15 protein-coding genes are annotated in these 16,537 nt (G+C 74.6%); 4 read left to right on the forward strand and 11 right to left on the reverse strand.

Annotated elements, in window-relative coordinates; translation table 11 throughout:
• Window positions 1–32: 32 nt before the first annotated feature.
• The 3 genes from ACFQQL_RS14295 to ACFQQL_RS14305 all read right to left on the reverse strand — a co-directional run bounded on the left by ACFQQL_RS14295 (window position 33) and on the right by ACFQQL_RS14305 (window position 3,333).
• Complete coding sequence (locus tag ACFQQL_RS14295) at window positions 33–986, reverse strand: tetratricopeptide repeat protein (protein ID WP_382395552.1); 954 nt, start codon at window positions 984–986, stop codon at window positions 33–35.
• Between the two features lie 119 nt (window positions 987–1,105).
• Entirely contained in the window at window positions 1,106–2,122 is a 1,017-nt protein-coding gene (locus ACFQQL_RS14300) for a DUF8094 domain-containing protein (RefSeq protein WP_382395554.1), read from the reverse strand.
• Window positions 2,119–3,333 carry a hypothetical protein gene (locus ACFQQL_RS14305; RefSeq protein WP_382395556.1) on the reverse strand — a complete coding sequence of 405 codons (1,215 nt, stop codon included), beginning with the start codon at window positions 3,331–3,333 and terminating at the stop codon, window positions 2,119–2,121. Before ACFQQL_RS14305 ends, ACFQQL_RS14300 begins: the two co-directional genes overlap by 4 nt.
• 295 nt (window positions 3,334–3,628) lie before the next feature.
• Between ACFQQL_RS14305 and ACFQQL_RS14310 the strand changes: the two genes are divergently transcribed.
• Window positions 3,629–4,930, forward strand: a complete 1,302-nt coding sequence (locus ACFQQL_RS14310) for a coiled-coil domain-containing protein (protein ID WP_382395557.1) — start codon at window positions 3,629–3,631, stop codon at window positions 4,928–4,930.
• 28 nt (window positions 4,931–4,958) lie between these two features.
• On the opposite strand, the gene ACFQQL_RS14315 is transcribed toward ACFQQL_RS14310, so the two are convergent.
• Window positions 4,959–5,441 (reverse strand): GNAT family N-acetyltransferase, encoded by a 483-nt coding sequence (locus ACFQQL_RS14315; protein ID WP_382395559.1) that lies wholly within the window; start codon window positions 5,439–5,441, stop codon window positions 4,959–4,961.
• A 48-nt stretch (window positions 5,442–5,489) separates the two neighbouring features.
• Between ACFQQL_RS14315 and ACFQQL_RS14320 the strand changes: the two genes are divergently transcribed.
• On the forward strand, window positions 5,490–5,903 hold the full coding sequence (locus tag ACFQQL_RS14320) for a hypothetical protein (RefSeq protein ID WP_382395561.1): 414 nt from the start codon (window positions 5,490–5,492) through the stop codon (window positions 5,901–5,903).
• Here ACFQQL_RS14320 and ACFQQL_RS14325 read toward each other — a convergent pair.
• From ACFQQL_RS14325 to ACFQQL_RS14355, 7 genes are read right to left on the reverse strand one after another with little or no spacing between them, the layout of a single operon-like run.
• On the reverse strand, window positions 5,885–6,721 hold the full coding sequence (locus tag ACFQQL_RS14325; RefSeq protein ID WP_382395563.1) for an alpha/beta fold hydrolase: 837 nt from the start codon (window positions 6,719–6,721) through the stop codon (window positions 5,885–5,887). The two genes, ACFQQL_RS14320 and ACFQQL_RS14325, sit on opposite strands and share 19 nt — an antisense overlap.
• Before the next feature lie 47 nt (window positions 6,722–6,768).
• The gene (locus ACFQQL_RS14330; protein WP_382395565.1) at window positions 6,769–7,998 is read right to left on the reverse strand and encodes a CehA/McbA family metallohydrolase; all 1,230 of its coding nucleotides are present in this window, start codon (window positions 7,996–7,998) and stop codon (window positions 6,769–6,771) included.
• Window positions 7,995–8,831, reverse strand: coding sequence for a ChbG/HpnK family deacetylase (locus tag ACFQQL_RS14335; protein ID WP_382395567.1), 837 nt, complete (start codon window positions 8,829–8,831; stop codon window positions 7,995–7,997). The genes ACFQQL_RS14330 and ACFQQL_RS14335 overlap by 4 nt, the downstream gene beginning before the upstream one ends.
• On the reverse strand, window positions 8,828–10,210 hold the full coding sequence (locus ACFQQL_RS14340; RefSeq protein WP_382395569.1) for an MFS transporter: 1,383 nt from the start codon (window positions 10,208–10,210) through the stop codon (window positions 8,828–8,830). The genes ACFQQL_RS14335 and ACFQQL_RS14340 overlap by 4 nt, the downstream gene beginning before the upstream one ends.
• Before the next feature lie 21 nt (window positions 10,211–10,231).
• Window positions 10,232–10,537: a hypothetical protein gene (locus tag ACFQQL_RS14345; protein WP_382395571.1), complete on the reverse strand. Its 306-nt coding sequence runs from the start codon at window positions 10,535–10,537 to the stop codon at window positions 10,232–10,234.
• Entirely contained in the window at window positions 10,537–11,985 is a 1,449-nt protein-coding gene (locus tag ACFQQL_RS14350; RefSeq protein WP_382395573.1) for a GH1 family beta-glucosidase, read from the reverse strand. The genes ACFQQL_RS14345 and ACFQQL_RS14350 overlap by 1 nt, the downstream gene beginning before the upstream one ends.
• Window positions 11,982–13,199, reverse strand: a complete 1,218-nt coding sequence (locus ACFQQL_RS14355; RefSeq protein WP_382395575.1) for an N-acetylglucosamine-6-phosphate deacetylase — start codon at window positions 13,197–13,199, stop codon at window positions 11,982–11,984. Before ACFQQL_RS14355 ends, ACFQQL_RS14350 begins: the two co-directional genes overlap by 4 nt.
• Before the next feature lie 257 nt (window positions 13,200–13,456).
• Here ACFQQL_RS14355 and ACFQQL_RS14360 point away from each other — a divergent pair, with 257 nt between their 5' ends.
• Both ACFQQL_RS14360 and ACFQQL_RS14365 read left to right on the forward strand, forming a co-directional pair.
• Window positions 13,457–15,460 (forward strand): HNH endonuclease signature motif containing protein, encoded by a 2,004-nt coding sequence (locus ACFQQL_RS14360; RefSeq protein ID WP_382395577.1) that lies wholly within the window; start codon window positions 13,457–13,459, stop codon window positions 15,458–15,460.
• Window positions 15,461–15,647: 187 nt separating this feature from the next.
• Window positions 15,648–16,535 (forward strand): hypothetical protein, encoded by an 888-nt coding sequence (locus tag ACFQQL_RS14365; protein ID WP_382395579.1) that lies wholly within the window; start codon window positions 15,648–15,650, stop codon window positions 16,533–16,535.
• Window positions 16,536–16,537: the final 2 nt, after the last annotated feature.

The following is a 16,537-nucleotide window of genomic DNA, read 5'->3' on the forward strand; positions in this document are numbered from 1 at the left end:
GGCCCGACCGCCTCGCCGGGGCCGCCCAGCCCTCAGTAGAGCGCCGAGGCGAGGTTGCGCCGCGCGGGACCGACGTCCGGATGGTTCTGCCCGGCGATCTCGAAGAGCTCGACGATCCGGACCCGGACGCGCTCCCGCTCGTCGCCGGCGGTCGCCCGGACGGCGGCGAGCAGCCGCTCGAACGCCGCGCCGAACTGGCCGGTGGTCGCCTCGACGTCGGCGGCCGCGAGGTGGGCGTCGACGTCGGAGGCCGGGGCGTCGCTCGCGGCGGCGAGCACCTCCTCGGGGTCGCGCCCCTCCACCCGGCGGATCAGCTGCACCTGCAGCAGCGCGGCGTGCGCGTCGTCGTCACCGGGGTTCTCCTTGAGCGCGCGCCGGTAGGCGTCCTCTGCGCCGTCGAGGTCACCGCGCTCGATGGCGGCGAGCGCCTCGGCGTGCAGGGGCGGCAGCGGCGGCTCCGCAGGCTCCTCGTCCGGGCCGTCCTGGTCCTCCCCGGAGGGCTGGAGGACACCCGTCACGCCGGCCTGGGCCGCCAGCCGCAGCACCTCGTCGAGCACCTGACGCAGCTGCTCCTCCGGGTAGGCGCCCTGGAACAGCGGCGCCGGACGCCCGCCGATGAGGGCTACCACGGTCGGGACGGACTGGACCTGGAAGGCGCCGGCGATCTGCGGCGAGGTGTCGGCGTCGACGTTCGCCAGCTGGAACTTCCCGCCGTACTCCCGGGCGAGCTTCTCCAGGACCGGCGTGAGCTGGCCGGAGGCACCGGAGCGCGCCGAGGTCAGGTTGACCAGGACGGGCACCGTCGTGGAGCGCTGGACGACCTCTCCGAACGTCTCCTCGGTGACCGAGACGACGAGCTCTCCCGGGACGGCACCACCGGTGCCGCCCCCGGCGGGCGCGGCCGGCCCGTTCGAGCCCGGCTGCTGGGCGAGCGCCGAGAGGTCGACGGCGCCGTGGAGGTTCATGCCGGACGTGGGTTGGCTCATCCCGTGCACATCCCCTGGTCTCGCTGGGCGGTGGTCTGACGAAGGACCGTGGTCTGGCGAAAACCCTACGCCGCTCCCGGGGTGCAACGGGACCGGCGCAGGCGGTTTTCGCGCAGGGCCTACTCCGGCGCCGCGTCGTCGTCGCGATTGACGTCGGCCAGCACGCTGGTGGCTCCGATCGGCTGGATCGTGGTGTCCTCGGCGTCCGCCGGCGGGACGTAGAAGGCGATGGTGACGTCCGAGACACCCGAGACGGACCCCACGACCTCGTCGTCCTCCATGAGGGCGGCGAGCTCGCCGCCCGCGGTGAGCTCGCTCTCCGGGACGGTGCGGGTCATGGTCAGGGTGGAACGCAGCTCGCTGATGACGATCGCGCCGCCCTCGGCGGTGGCGAGCGCGAGCGGGCCGTCGTCGCCGACCTCGGCCTCGACGCTGGCCTCGCCGGCCGCCTCGATCGCCTCGCTGAGCTCGTCGGTCGTCTCGTGGGAGGAGGTCCGGTACGGGTCCTCGGCGAAGGCGTCCGCGAAGTCGCTGTCGTCGCCGTTGTTGAAGACGTTCACGTACCGGTCCACGACCTGCTCCGGCGTGGCGGCCAGGCCCTCGGCGTCCGGCTCGAGCACCGGCGAGCCGGTCTCGATGCGGTCCATGCCGGGCAGCTGGATCCCGGGGAAGAGGGTCACCCAGCCCCACAGCGCGTACGGGTCGCGCGGGTTCGGCTGGACGAGGCCGAGCAGCAGCGGCAGGTTCTCGCCCTCCGGGACGTCGGTGATGACCATCGCCGGGCGCGGCCAGCTGTCGGACGCCGCGACCGAGGTCACGTTGGCGTCGGTGATCAGGGGCGCCGGCGAGGTGTTGCCGTCCGTGGCCCGCGCGAGGGCGTACTCGGCGCGGCGGGTGTCCGCGGCCGGGCCCATGATGCGCGGACCGAGGCGCTGGCCGTCGTTCTCCTCGTCGCCCTGGGCGATCGTGCCCTCGACCTCGGAGAGGACGCGCTGGAGGCGGTCCTCGTCAAGTGCCGGCGGGGGCGTCTGCGGGGGCTGCTCCGGCCGCGGCTGGGGCAGCTCGGTCGCACAGCCGGCGAGCAGCGTGGCCGAGACGGCGAGGCAGAGCCCGGCGAGGGTGCGGCGCGGTGTCATCGCTGCTCCTTCTCGTCCGTGTGCGGGTCGGTGGCGGGCGGCTCCTCGCCGGTGGGTCCGAAGCCCCACATGGCACGCCAGCCGGAGGTCTGGGCGGTCTCGTCCTCCGCCTCGTCGGTGGGCGTCCGGTCGGTCGACGCCCCGGTGGGCTCGTCACCCTCGTCCGGGCCGGCGGGCTCGGCCACGTCGGAAGCCGGCTCAGCGTCCTCCGGCTGCGCCTCGTCCCGCCCGGCGCGCAGCTCGGTGGCCCGCGGCGAGGCGGGCACGATGCCCGCGCCGCGGGCGGTCCCGGCCTCGTCGGTCGCGCGGTCGGTCGCGTGCGCCTCCGGCTGGTCGGTGGCGATGGCGGCGGCCGCGGTCTCCTCGGGCGAACGTCCCCAGAGCCGGCGACGCCGGCGCCGGTGGCGACCGTGCTCGTGCGGCTCGCGACCCGGCTCGGCGTCCTCGGAACCCACGGCCGTCAGGACGGCGGTCTCGTCGGCGCGCGCGGCGACGGCGGCCTCGTGGTCCCGGGCGCGACGCCCGGCGCGCGCCTGCAGGACGAGGAGGAGCACACCGACCAGTACCAGCACGGTGCCGACGACGATGCCGGGAATCAGCCAGGGCGTGCGGACCTCGACGGGCCAGGTCAGGGAGACCTCGGGTGCCGGTCCGCTGCCGTCGGTGGCGGCGAGCAGGCTCCAGCGGCCGTCCTGGTCGGTCCAGGTCATCTCGGCGGAGCCGGTACCGGTCTGCTCGGCGACCCACAGGTCGGAGCCGGCCGGGTCCGGGACGGAGGCCTCCTCGGGCCCGGCACCCTCGGTGGTCTCCTCCTCGCCGCCGGTCGTCTCCTCGCCGCCGCCGGTCGTCTCCTCGGCGGGCTCGGTGGTCTCCTCGACCGGGTTCGCCGTCTCGACCGCGAGCTCCTCCCAGGAGGCCAGGCCGGTGACCCGCTCGTGCGGGGCGGAACCCACCCAGGCGTCCACGTCCTCGGTCCGCCCGACGGCGAGGGTGACGGGGTCGTCGTCGCCCGCGGTGGCGCGGACGGTCACCTCGGGGCCGACCGTGTCCAGCACGCCGGCGTTGGTCACGACGAGAGGTGCGTCGGGCCGGGCGGGCAGCGAGAGCCTTGCGATGTCCGTCGGCCGCCAGATGGTCGCGGAGGCGATCGCCGCCAGGACGGCGACGAGCCCCAGGACGATCAGCGCGACGGAGATGATCCGTCGTGTCACGTGAGCGGGTGTCCTCCCGTCGGGATGCCCGGGTCGGCATCGTCAGGTCGTCACAATACGTACCGATAACCAGCCATGCGCCCATCGGTGCCCGATATCACTCCTGGCCAGTGGGCGGCATCACAAGCCTACGCACGGCGCGTCCCGGCGTGCGCGCGGACCGGGAGTGTCCGGCGGGCGGTGCTCGAGCCCCTCTGTGGGTGCCGGGCCGGGCCTCGGCGCCGCCCCCCGTTTCGGCCCTGGACGGCGGCCGACTACGGTTGACGCGGCAGCACGAGTGTCAGGAGACGTCGAGATGAACCAGCCCGCCGACAACGAGGACCAGCCGGCCTTCCCGGTCGTGCTGCGCGGGTACGACCGCGCGCAGGTGGACCAGCGGCTGCACGCGCTCAGCAGCGCGCTGGCGGACGCCCGGAAGAAGGTGGGCACGCTGGACGCCCGCCTGCTGAAGGTCTCCGGGGAGCTCTCCGAGGCCCAGGCGCGCCTCAAGGAGAACGAGCGTCCGAGCTACGCGGGCCTGGGCTCGCGGGTCGAGCGGCTGCTGCGGTCCGCGGAGGAGCAGGCCTTCGACGTCGTGGCGCGCGCCAACGCCGACGCCGAGCGGATCGTCTCGCGCGCCAACGAGGCGGCCCGGGCACTCACGCAGCGGGCGGAGCAGGAGTCCGCGACGCTGCTGGCCGACTCCCGGCGGGACGCCGAGCAGGCGACCCGTACGGCGGAGGAGACCGCGCGCACCACCGAGGAGAACGCCCGCCGGCGTGCCGAGGAGATGGTCGCCTCGGCCGAGCGGGAGGCCGAGCGGCTGCGGGTGGGCATCGAGACGGAGGTCTCCGAGCGGCGCGCCGGTCTCGACCGCGAGGTGGGCCTCGCGCGCGCCCTGGTGGAGAAGGAGACCACCGAGCTGCGGCTGCGCACCGAGAACGAGGTGGCCCGGCTGAAGGCGACCGCGGAGAAGGAGGCCAGCGAGGCGCACGAGAAGGCCGTCGCGGAGACCGCCGCCGTCGTGCAGGAGGCCGAGCACCGCGCCGCGGAGGCCGAGCGCCGGCTCGCCGAGGCGGTCGAGCGCACCGAGAGCATGCTGCGGGACGCCGACCAGACGGCCCGGGCCCGGCGCGAGGAGGCCGAGAACCAGGCCGCGCGGGCCCTCGCCGACGCGCGGGCCGAGGCGAGCCGGCTGCGCAGCGAGGCGGAGGCCGCGGCCGAGGAGGCCCGTTCGACGGCGACCCGTCAGGTCGAGGAGCTGACGAAGCAGCGGGAGTCGATCGCCTCCTACCTGGAGGACATGCGCAGCCTGCTGGCGAACCGGGAGGGCGAGACACCGCCCCCGCCACCACCGGCCGACGACCTGCCCGCCTCGCCGAGCGAGGCGGCCGCGCAGGACGTGGCCGTTCCCGAGCCGGTCCGCCAGAGCGCTCCCGAGCCGGAGCCCGCTGCTCCCGCACCGGCGGTCGACTCGGCCGGTGCCGCGCCGCCCCCGCCGGGCGACGCCGCCGAGCAGGCGGAGAGCACCACGGGCACGGCCGGCGCCGCCGGCACCGAGGACACCGCCGAGACCTCGCCGAACGAGAGCACCGACGCACCCGCACGCAAGGGCTGAGCCCGACCCCCGGCGGCCGAGGCCGGCCTCAGCGCAGCATGCGCACCTCGGTGAGGTGACCCCCGAACGCGGGCCGGTGTGCGCCGTCGGGCGCGAAGCCGTGGTGACCGTAGAAGCCGATCGTGCGCTCGTCCCCCTCGAGCACCCAGAGCTGGCACGGGGCGTCGCCGATGGCGAGCTGCAGCAGGTGCGTCCCGGTGCGCCTGCCCTGCTCGGCGGCCAGCACGACGAGGTACGTCAGCTCCAACGACCGGACCTCGCCCGCACCGGGTGCCGTGGCCTGCGCGAAGCCGACGGCGCGGCCGTCCCGGCGGGCGATCCAGGTCGTCGGACCGGCCGTGTCGGCGAGCATCGCCTCCCACTGTCCCGGCCCGTGCTCGGCCCGCTCGGCGTAGACGTCCTCCGGGAGGAGGTCGCCGTACCTCTCGCGCCAGGCCTGCAGGTGCACGGCGGCGAGGTCCGGCGCGTCGAGCACGGTGGCGGGTCGGATCCGGGCGTTCGGTGCGCTCACCGCGCCAGGCTAGCCCCGCCGTCGCACCGACCGATCTAGGCTGTGCGGGTGAGCGAGGCATGGGCGGAGCGCCGGCGCGCGGACGCGGCGGCCAAGGCCGAGCTGCTGGACCGGCGCCGCCGGGCGGAGCACGAGCGGGCGCGGGCCATGCTGGTGGCGTTCGCCGAGGCCGCGCGCCGGAGCGGTCCGGAGCCGGAGGTGCTGCGGGTGCGCGACTACGGCGGCACGGTGACCGCCCGCACGTCGCTCCGCGGTTGGTACCTGCGCAGGGACCGCAGCGTCGCGGTGGGCACCGACGGCGCCTTCTACGTGCTCACCGCACAGCTGAGCCTCCTGGACCGTGTCCGCGGGGCGCAGGTGGCGCCGAGCGACCCCCCGCTGGTGATCGGCGCGTCCGGGAAGGACGGCGACTCGATCGCGCTCGAGGCGGCGCTGGACCGCGTCTACCCGGGCTGGCGCTGAGCCTTCTCGTGCCGCACGGCCCGCTCGTGCAGCGCCCGCAGCGCCGCGGCGACGGCGCCCGGGTCCTCGACCGCGCTCAGGTGGCCCGCGTCCGGCACGACGACGACCTCGACGTCCGCGAGCGCCTGCGCCATGGTCTCGACGTCCTGGTCGCTGCTGCTCGCGTCGTCGGCACCGCGCAGCACGAGCGCCGGGACTCCGAGCCCGTCGAGCGCCGAGCGCCGGTCGGGTCGGCCCGCCATGGCCCGCTGCGCCCAGGCGATGCCGGCCGGCGGCGCCTCGGCCAGCCAGCGCGAGACGGTGGCGACGACCTCCGGCCGCTGCCGGTGCGTCGTCGGGCTGAGCACCGCGTCCACCATCGGGGCCACGGCACGCGACCCGAGCGACCCGGCGGCCTGCTCGGCCACCCGCACCCGGTTGGCCCTGGCGTCGGCGTCGTCCGCGGTCGCCTTGGTGTCGAGCAGACCGACGCCGGCGAGCAGCGCGCGGCGCCGTTCCGCCAGCGCCAGGGCGACGTAGCCGCCCATGGACAGCCCCGCGACCACCGCACGGTCGACACCCGCGCCGGTGAGCGTGGCGGCGACGGCGTCCGCGTACGTCTTGAGGGAGGGCGCCAGCGGCCGGCCGACGGCGTCGGCGACGGCGCGCGGTGACCGGGACGCCCCGAAGCCGGGGGCGTCGAGCGTGATCACCGGGATCTCGGGCAGCTCCCCGATGACGCCCTCCCACATCCGGGAGTCGAGCGGGAAGGCGTGCAGCAGCACCAGCGGCAGGCCCTCGGCGGCCCCGTGCCTGGTCAGGGACAACGGCGCGGTCATGGCACGAGGATGGCACGGCCGGCCGGCACCCGCACGGGCCGGGCGGGTCAGGTGCAGATCGCGAGGATCTCCCCCGTCGGCGTCTCCAGCCGGTACGGCCCGGTGCCCGCCCGGTGCGCGGGCAGCACCACGCGGTCCCCGTGCAGCAGGCGTGCCCGGCCCTCGACGTCGCCCAGCACGGCGCCGTCCGCATCCAGCGCCGCGAGGTCCTCGCCGAGCCGGACCAGGGCGGGTGCGTCGGGGGCGGTGAGACGGGTGACGGCGGTACGGCCGGCCCGGGCCGCGTCGAGCAGTGCCTCGACACTGCGGTCCTCCGCCAGCACCCAGGTGGCGGGAGTGCCCGGCAGGTAGCCGTGGGACGGGTTGTGGTAGTCGCTGCCGCCGAGCAGCGTCACGCCCGGGCGCCACCGGGCCAGCAGCGCCCAGGGGGCGGTGGCGGTGGGGTGGGCGAACCAGCTGACGTGCGCGAGCTCGAGCGCGTCGGGCGGTTCGGTGAGTGGGTGCTGCCACGCCCACTCCCCCTGCAGCGGGTGGTTGATGCTGAGCAGCCCGCCGCGCGCGGCGACGTCCCGGACCCACCTGTCGGGAGGCTCGCGGAAGTCGACCCAGCCGATGTCGCCGAAGGCGTTCGCGTGCCCGCGCGGCGTGGTCACCTCCTGCCCGGGCAGCAGCGTGAGGTCGTGCGCGGCGCCGATGCCGGGCAGCAGGGGGTGGTGGGAGACGGTGTTGTGCTCGGTGACGGCGAGGAAGTCCAGGCCGTTGCGGACCGCGAGGCCGGCGAGCTCGCCGAGCGACTGCTCGCCGTCGGAGTGCGTGGAGTGGGCGTGGAAGTCGCCCGCGAACCAGGTGAGGCCCTCCGGCGCGGGCAGCCGGCGGTCGCTCGCCCGCGGGGTCGACGGCGCCGGGACGACCTCCGGCTCGGGCGGGACCGGCGAGGTCGCGGGCGTCTCCACGGTCACCCGGACCGGGACGGGCTCCACCGGGAGCCGGTACAGGCCGAGCTGGACGCTCCACTCCCCCGGCTCCAGCGGCCCGGGCAGGTAGCCGGGCGTGGCGGCATCGGCCCCGACGACGACACGGTCGCGGGCACCCCCGGACCAGCCGCGCCACCCGTCCGGCCCGGAGCAGCCCAGGTCGACGACGGCGGCGGTGCGGTCGTACTCGAGCGTCACCTCGAGGCTCGGGTCACCGCCCTGGACCTCGAAGGGCAGGGTGCGCAGCTCCTGCTCGAGCCGGTCTTCCAGGCCGAGCCGGAGGTCGTGCACGATGCGTGTCACACCCACCATCCTGCGACCACCTCGATGCCGTGGTGGGACAGCGCGCCGTGCCAGGCCGGATCGCGCAGCAGCCTGGCCTCCCAGGCGTGCACCGGGTCGCGCCCGGCCCGGTCCGCCTCGTCCACCGGGTGCAGGAACAGCTCGCTGATCCCGTCGGGCAGCGTCTCGAGCCGAGCGACGAGGTCCGCGCGCAGGGCCTCGTAGGAGCCGAGATCGGCTGCCGTGCGGCGGTTGGTGAGGATGGCGGCGGGGATCGGCACGCCGAGCCCGTCGGCGAGCGCCACGGCACGCGCGTGGTGCCCGGCCAGCGCGTCCGGGACGGGCGTGCCGGCGTACGGGGCCAGGTCCCGCGGGAGCCGCAGGGCCAGCCCGTGGCGCGCGCACCAGGCCAGCGCCTCATCGGCCACCCAGTGGCTCTGCGCGCCGTGCAGTCCGTAGAGCGTGCCGGCGTGCGAGTCGACGGCTGCGGGGACGAAGCCCTGGGTCCGCATCCAGCCCAGCTGGGCGTCCAGCTCGGCGACCAGGTCGTCCCGCTCCAGGCCGGCCGCGAGCTCGTGCGGGTCTTCGAGCAGCGCGCCGCGCGGGCCGGTCAGGCTCGCGCCGGCCGTCAGCGGCGCCCAGGCCGGCCGGCCCTGCTCCCCGGTCAGCGTGACGTGCAGCCGCGGCCGGGCACGGAGCACCCGGGCACGTCTCGCCGCGTCGGCGGCGTCCGGTGAGACGGGCACGAGCGTCGTGGCGGAGACGGCGTGCTCGGCGAGCAGGGCGAGGACCGTGTCGTTGGTGGCGGGGTCGCGACCCAGGTCGTCGGCGGTGAGGACGAGCCGGCGTGTCACGGAGCAGGTTCCTGCGCCGTCGGGACGGACGGTGGTGGCATCGGGGTCTCCGGGGAGCTCTCGGTTCGGTCCGCCGTCGGGGCGCCGACGTCGACGAACCGGGACGCGATGGCACCGATGGTGGTCAGCACGAACGGGTAGACGCACAGGTAGAACCGGAAGGCGAGGCCGGGGTCCTGGCCCGGGTCGTCGCCGGAGTTGTAGCCGAAGAAGATCCCGAGAGAGGTCAGGGCGAGGCCGGTGAGGACGCCGTTGAGGCGTCCGAAGAAGCCGAAGGCGGACAGGAAGAGGCCCTCGCGGTGCTCGCCGCGGGAGGCGGCGTCGTCGTCGAGCACGCGGGCCACGACCAGGTCGTTGGTGGCGAGCATGCCGGACCAGCCGACGCCGACCAGGGCGCCGGCGAGGATGGCCGGGACCAGCCCGTCCGCGAAGAACAGGACCACGAAGCTGGCGGCGAGCACGGCGTACGCCACTCGCCAGGTGCGGACCGCGCCGCGGCGCCTGACCACCCGGGTCCAGACCACCAGGCCGCCGGCCGCGACGAGGATGACGGCGCCCTGGAGGTACAGGGCATTGGTGACCGCGAGCCCGAGCGAGTACCGGACGTACAGCTGCACACCCGACAGGACGAGCGCCATCGCGACGCCGTAGCAGGCGCCCACCAGCCCGACCTTCCAGAACAGCGGGTTCCGCAGGATGTCGGCCACGCCGGCGAGGAGCCGCGGGCGGTGCTCGGTGGCGTAGCGCGGGTTCTCCCGCGCGCCGAGCGCCATGAGCACGATGACGGCGGAGGCGAGGGCGCCGTAGAGGATCGCCGTGGTCGTGAAGCCCGACGTCGTCTCCTCGGTGCCGAACACGCCTGTGGTGAGCACCGGGGTCACGGCGAGCGAGACCACGAGGGCGACGAGCTGAAACCCCTGGCGCAGCCCGTTCGCGACGGCGCGCTCCCGCTCACGCGGGAAGAGCTCGGGCAGCAGCGCCCCGTAGTTGGCGTTCAGCACCGAGTCGAACGCCTCGCACAGGATCGCGAAGACGGCGAACCACAGCACCAGGCCGACGCCGTCGAGGGACGCGGGTGCCGAGAAGAACGCGATCATGCTCGCCGCGAGCAGCGGGGCGGCGACCACGAGCCAGGGACGGCGGCGCCCGAACCTGGTACGGGTGCGGTCCGAGAGGTAGCCGAGCACCGGGTTGTCGATCGCGTCGATGACGGCGTAGACCGTCATGACGATGCCGTACGCGCGCACGTCGAGGCCGAGGATGTCGACGTAGTAGAGGATCACCGACCCCTTGATCATGTTGATCGGGATCGAGGTGCCGAACATGCCGACGGCGTAGCGCCACGGAGGCGTGCGCGCGGCCGGCGCGACGGCGGTCATGGAGACACAGTAGAGCGATGGTCAGCGTGCCGGGCGGCGCTTGGCTCTCCAGCAGGAGGTGTGCCAGTGACGGCGCTCGTCCAGGCCCGCGCGGGTGCCGAGGAGGTGCTCGGTCGGCCAGGCCACCACGTGGGCGAGGCCGGGCGGGACGACCTGGTCGCAGCCCGGGCACCGGTAGGACTTCTCCGACCCGGCGACCTCGCGCACCGCGTACTCCTCGCCGCCGGGCCCGCGCTCCGTCCGGGTCATGCCGCGCAGCCGACCCTCGTCCAGCGGCACGTGCCCCTGGCCGTAGGGACGGCGCCGGGACCGGCGGGAGGAGGGCATCAGGAGCTCGCGGTGCTCGGCACCCGGACGATCCCTGTGCGCACGACCTCGGCGTACCAGCGCGCGGAGTCCTTGGGGATGCGCTCGAGGGTGTCGTAGTCGACCCGGACGATGCCGAAGCGCTTGGAGTACCCGCGCGCCCACTCGAAGTTGTCCATGAGGGACCACACGAAGTAGCCGCGCACGTCCGCGCCGTCCTCGATCGCCTGCGCGACCGCGTCGAGGTGCCGGGCGATGTAGTCGATGCGCTGCTCGTCGTGGACCACGACGCGGCCCTGGGCGTCGGTCGTGGGCTCGTCCTCGAACGCCGCCCCGTTCTCGGTGACCATGAGCGGGAGGCCGTCGTAGGCGTTGTCCAGCGCCGTCAGGAGCTCGTGGAGCCCTTCCGGCTCGATGTTCCAGCCCATGGCCGTCAGCGGCGGCTCGGAGGGGAGGAACTCGACGTCGTCGAGCGCGACCCAGGGGCTCGCGGCCCCTGCCCCGTGGCCGCCGGAGTCGCCGCTCGGCTCCTCCCCGGGTGCGAGCTGGCGCACGTAGTTCGTGGAGTAGTAGTTCACCCCGAGCACGTCGATGCGCTGGCGGATGAGGGCCAGGTCGCCGGTCTGCACGAACGACCAGTCCGTGATGTGCCGGGTGAGGTCGAGGAGCGCGGTCGGGTAGGAGCCGTCGAGCAGCGGCCCGAGGAAGATGTGGTTGCCGACGAGGTCGACGCGGTGGGCCGCCTCGAGGTCCGCTGCGCGTTCGGCGTCCGCGGGCCGCGTGACGTGCAGGTTCAGCGTGATCGAGACCGGGGTGTCGTCGCCGAGCTCGTCGCGGATGGCCGACGCGGCGAGGCCGTGGGCGAGGTTGAGATGGTGGGCCGCGGCGAGCGCCTCGGCCGGGTCGGTGTGGCCGGGTGCGTGGACGCCCGAGGCGTAGCCGAGGTAGGCCGAGCACCACGGCTCGTTCAGAGTGGTCCAGGTGGTGACGCGGGTACCGAGCTCGCGGGCCATGTGCCGGGCGTACTCGGCGAAGGCGTAGGCCGTCTCACGGTTCACCCAGCCGCCCGTGTCCTGGAGCTCCTGCGGCAGGTCCCAGTGGTAGAGCGTGACGACCGGCTCGATGCCCGCCTCGAGGAGTGCGTCGAGGAGGTCGCGGTAGAAGCGGACGCCCTCGGGGTTCAGCGGGCCGGTCCCGCCCGGCTGGACCCGGGACCAGGAGATCGACAGCCGGTAGGCCTGCAGCCCGAGCTCCTTCATGAGGGCTATGTCCTCGCGCCAGCGGTGGTAGTGGTCGGCGGCGACGTCGCCGGTCTCGCCGTTCCTGGTCCGGCCCGGGGTGTGGCAGTAGGTGTCCCAGATCGACGGGCCGCGACCGCCCTCGTTCACCGCCCCCTCGATCTGGTAGGCCGCGGTCGCGGATCCCCAGACGAAGTTCTCCGGGAAGCGTCGTTCGGTGCTCTCGGTCATGTGACCTCCTTGCCGTGGCGGATGACGCGGACGGGGTACAGGTTCTCGTCGGTGATCAGGACGTCGGCGCGCCGGCCGGCCTCGAGCGCACCGACGGAGGTGTCGCCGAGGACGGCGGCGGGACCGGTCGCGGCCATGTGGACGGCGTCGACGAGCGGGACGCCGGCCTCGACGCTGGTGCGGACGACGTCGAGGAGGTGCGCGGTGCCGCCCGCGATCGACTCGCCGTCGGCGAGGCGCGCGACGCCGCCCGCCACGACGACGTCCTGGGTGCCGAGGCGGTAGGCGCCGTCGGACATGCCGGCGGCGGCCATGGCGTCGGTGACCAGGACGGCGCCCTGCCGGCCCACGATCGCGTGGACCTCGCGCACGACGTCGGGCTGGAGGTGGGTGCCGTCGCCGATGAGCTCGACGACGGCCTCGCCACCGGCGGCCGCGGCGAGGAACTCGCCCACCGGTCCCGGGTCGCGGTGGTGCCACGGACGCATGCCGTTGAAGAGGTGCGTGACGGTGGCGCGGCGCCGGGACGGCGCGAGCAGCCGGGCGCCCGCCGCGAGGGCCGCCCGTGCCTCGTCCGGGCGGGCGTCGGTATGGCCCCAGGAGGGCAGGGCGCGGGCGTCGGCCAGCAGCGTGAGGACGTCCTCGACGCCGTCGCGCTCGGGGGCGAGCGTCATCGTGACGACGTGGCCGCGGCCGAGGCGCAGCAGGTCCTCGGTGAGCTGCGGGTCGGGCGGGATGATGAGGTTCGGGTCCTGGGCCCCGCACCGTGCGGCGGACAGGAACGGGCCCTCGAGGTGGATACCGGCGATCTCGCCGTCGTCGGCCAGCTCGGCGAGCAGGGCGACCCGCTCGCGGAGCGTCTCCGGTGACGCGGTGACGAGTGAGGCGACGACGGACGTGGTGCCGTGGCGACGGTGCTCGGCGACCGCCCGCAGGGCGTCCTCGCGCGTGCGCGCGTCCGGGAAGGAGGCGCCGCCGCCGCCGTGGTTGTGCAGGTCGACCAGGCCGGGCAGCAGGTACCGGGTGGGATCCGGCCGGGTCTCGGCGATCGCGGCGGTGAGCGCGTCGGTGAGGTCGGACCCCGTTGCCGACGCGTCGGCGGCGGTCGAGGCGGCGCCGACCCAGCTGATCGTGTCGTCGTGGATGACGACGACGCCGTCGTCCTCGATCCGGTCGGGAGTGACCACACGCCCTCGGAGGACCACGTCGCTCATGGGGACATCCAACACCGTGCGCGGGCGCACGCTCGAATCCGGGCCGCCGGAGTCCGGTTCTGCGCGGTGCCGTCGCTGCAGGCGTCTGCAGCCCGCGACGGCGTCGCGCCCGTCCCTGTCGCCGAACCGCGCTCCGGGCTCGTGGACCTCCTGCGGGCCGACACCCGGTGCGGCCGCGGGCCGCCGGCGACCGACGCCCCCGACCGGCCGATCCGCGGCTGACGAGCCATGTCGGTGGCCGCATGTATGTTCGAATCATGGAAGGCGGAGCGACGCTCGAACCGGCAGGCGCCTGCTGCATCGACGATGCGGCGGACGCTCTGCCTTGCGAGCACGCCCGGTCGCTGATCGCAGCGCTGGACCGGATGGCGCTCGAGTCCGAGCGGCGCTGGTTCGCCGAGGTCACCCGCAGCGTCGCGGAGACGGGCCGGGACGCTCTGGCCGAACGGGCACGAAGGGGTGATGAGTGGGCGGCGTACGTGCTGGACGAGCTCGCGGCGGCAACGGAGTACGACGCCGCGCCGATGGAGCACAAGCCGCACGAGCCCGTGACCGACGAGCCCGTGACCGACGAGCCCGAGCCAGTCGCTCAGGACGCCGCCGTTGAGACCGAAGGGGCGCACGCCCTCGCGCTGGACTGGGACGGCGGACCGAGCTCGGATTGGGGGCACCGAGCGCTCGAGGGCGCGGCGAACGCGTCCGGTCTGGCCCTCGCCACTCTCCTGGACTCCGTCGACGTGACCGAGCTCGGCGCCGGCGACGCGGTCGACGCCGTCGCCCTGTGGGGCCGGGTGGTCTCGTACGCGCAGGCCCGCCAGGCCAGCGCCGCTGCCGCGGTCGAGGACCGACTCGACGCGATCTACGGACCTGTGACGGCGGTCGCGCGGCGTCCCGGTCCCGCAGGCGAACCGCTTCCCGCCCCCACCGGGCGGGGCTCCGGGCAGTCGCAGCCTCGTGCTGCCACCGAGCTGTCCATGCGGCTGGCGACCACGCGGCACGCGGCTGCGAGCCTGATCCGAACCGGCCGACTGATGGAACGGACGATGGTAGCCACCGGGGAGGCCCTGCTGGCCGGCGAGCTGACCTGGGCCAAGGCCGAGGCGATGACGTCGCAGCTCGAGGACCTCCCCGAGCCGCTCGTGCTCGAGGTTGAGGACGCCGTCCTGCCGGACGCGCCGGCCTCGACGCCGCCCAAGATCCGGCGTGACGTCGCCCGGGCGGTCGCGGAGATCGACCCGGAGGGCGCGGATGCGCGACACCGCGCCGCACGGTGCAAACGCCGGGTCAACCACGCCCGTCCGCTACCCGACGGGATGGCGTCGATCTCCGCGTACCTGCCGGCCGAAGGCGCCATCGCACTGGATCATGCGTTGGACGGTGCCGCTCGCGCGGCGCGCTCCGGCGGGGACTCCCGGACCATCGACCAGCTCCGCGCTGACATCCTTGCCAGTATCGGGTTCGACGCGCTGCGCACCGGCTGGATCGGTCCGCTGCCGCCCGAACAGCTGCCGCTGCTGGGGGCGGACGAAGGCGTTCGCCGCGATGCGGCCGGCCATGCCGGGTCTGGTGCTGCCGGGGCCGACGCCAGCCACCCGCTCTCGCCGGACCCGATCGGGAACGACCCGCCCGTGCGACCGGACGAGCCTGGTCAGCGCCCGCGTTGGCCGATAGCCACCACGGGACGCGCCCCGGTCCAGGTGAGCGTCACCGTGCCCATCTCGACCATGCTCGGGGGCGACGAGCCTGCCGTGCTGGACGGGTACGGGCCCGTCACCGCATCCGCCGCTCGAGCCCTGACCACCGAGGCCACGGTGCGGCGCCTGCTCACGGACCCGGTGAGCGGCACGGTCCTCGACGTCGGGCGGACCCGGTACCGCCCGCCGGCAGACCTCGCACGCCTCGTCCGGGAGCGTGACCGGACCTGTGTCCGGCCAGGGTGCAACACCAAGGCGTCCGCCTGCGAACTCGATCACACCGTGCCGTTCGGCCACGGCGGCACCACCGCCCTGACCAATCTCGGCGCGCTGTGCCTCATCGACCATCGCGAGAAGACGCTCGGCCACTTCCGGCTGGTCCAGCACGACGGCGGAGTCTTCGACTGGACCTCCCCGACCGGTCACACGTATCGCCGGGAACGGGACGGCACCATCACGCACGCCGGGCCCGGGCGATCCCTGCCACCGCCGTCCGCTCCCGGACGGTCCGGGACGGACGAGACATCGTCCTCCGTGGACGACGACGGGCCGCCACCACCGTTCTGACGACCTCCGCCCACCAACGGACGAGCCCCCTGGCCCGCCGCGTCCGGCCCCCTCTTCACGGCTGGCGTGATGCCCGCTACGCTCGTCGCCGCCACGCGAACGATGACGTCCCGGCCTCATCGCCCACAGTCTCTCAGGATCTGACGTGCCTCGACCGAGCAGGTGCCACCGGTGCGGTGCACCCGTGATGCCGGATGCGAGACGTGGCGGTGCATGGATCGACCAGGGCGGCTCGTACGTCTGCCCGAACGGTGCGTCGTGGCACATCGCGACACCATCGTCCGGCGGGCCACGGGCCGTCGTCATCGCCGCCGCCGTCGGGGGCGGGCTCGTGGTCGTCGTCGCGCTGGTGCTCGTCCTGACGCAGGTGATCCCCACCGGCTCCGGCAGTCCGGACCCCACGAGCGCCGAGCCGTCACCTGCCGACGGGGCAGCACCCGAGGGAGCAGACTCCGGGAGCACAGCGAGCGAGACCCCCGCGCCCGAGGGGGCGCCCGTGCTGTGCGCAGAAGGCAGCCTGCACAACTGCTTCCCGGATCCTGCCGTCGGGCCACAGTCCATGGACCACCTCGAGTCGGAGCTCGACTGGACCTGCTGGGACGAGGGTGAGCGGGATGCGCAGGACAACCCCGTGACACGCACCCGCCAGTGCGGCGCGGACGACCCGGCCGGGAACCATGACCGTGTGGCCTCGATCGGGTACGACGCCGATCCTGACTCCGATCTGGTCACCGGTTTCTGGATCAGCACCGACGTCACTGCCGACGCGGGCCGGAACCAGGAGGTCACCCGCGAGAACCTCGCCGAGCTCACGGCCACCGTGACCGACTTCGCCTGGGCCGCGATCTGGCCTGACGACGCGGACATCAGGAGCCAGATGCGAGAAGCCTTCTTCGAGGTGCACCAAAGGTGTGCGAACCTTGCCGCCGATCCCACCGACGGCGCCACCGCCTCGATCCCCCTGGGCTACGAGGTGACCTGTTTCAACGTGGAGGAGATCAACGTCACCGTCAACACGACCATCCAGTCCTACTTCATGAACGTCACTGTCCAGCCGGTTGCCCCCGAGCACTGAGC

Origin of the sequence: Georgenia alba (genome assembly GCF_042665525.1) — a bacterium.
Classification (GTDB): domain Bacteria; phylum Actinomycetota; class Actinomycetes; order Actinomycetales; family Actinomycetaceae; genus Allobogoriella; species Allobogoriella alba.

Coding starts and splice junctions, on each gene's coding strand:
- ACFQQL_RS14310 (WP_382395557.1), top strand. CDS start 3,629: ATGAACCAGCCCGCCGACAACGAGGACCAGCCGGCCTTCCCGGTCGTG.
- ACFQQL_RS14365 (WP_382395579.1), top strand. CDS start 15,648: ATGCCGGATGCGAGACGTGGCGGTGCATGGATCGACCAGGGCGGCTCG.
- ACFQQL_RS14340 (WP_382395569.1), bottom strand. CDS start 10,210: ATGACCGCCGTCGCGCCGGCCGCGCGCACGCCTCCGTGGCGCTACGCC.
- ACFQQL_RS14295 (WP_382395552.1), bottom strand. CDS start 986: ATGAGCCAACCCACGTCCGGCATGAACCTCCACGGCGCCGTCGACCTC.
- ACFQQL_RS14300 (WP_382395554.1), bottom strand. CDS start 2,122: ATGACACCGCGCCGCACCCTCGCCGGGCTCTGCCTCGCCGTCTCGGCC.
- ACFQQL_RS14325 (WP_382395563.1), bottom strand. CDS start 6,721: ATGACCGCGCCGTTGTCCCTGACCAGGCACGGGGCCGCCGAGGGCCTG.
- ACFQQL_RS14360 (WP_382395577.1), top strand. CDS start 13,457: ATGGAAGGCGGAGCGACGCTCGAACCGGCAGGCGCCTGCTGCATCGAC.
- ACFQQL_RS14345 (WP_382395571.1), bottom strand. CDS start 10,537: ATGCCCTCCTCCCGCCGGTCCCGGCGCCGTCCCTACGGCCAGGGGCAC.
- ACFQQL_RS14350 (WP_382395573.1), bottom strand. CDS start 11,985: ATGACCGAGAGCACCGAACGACGCTTCCCGGAGAACTTCGTCTGGGGA.
- ACFQQL_RS14355 (WP_382395575.1), bottom strand. CDS start 13,199: ATGAGCGACGTGGTCCTCCGAGGGCGTGTGGTCACTCCCGACCGGATC.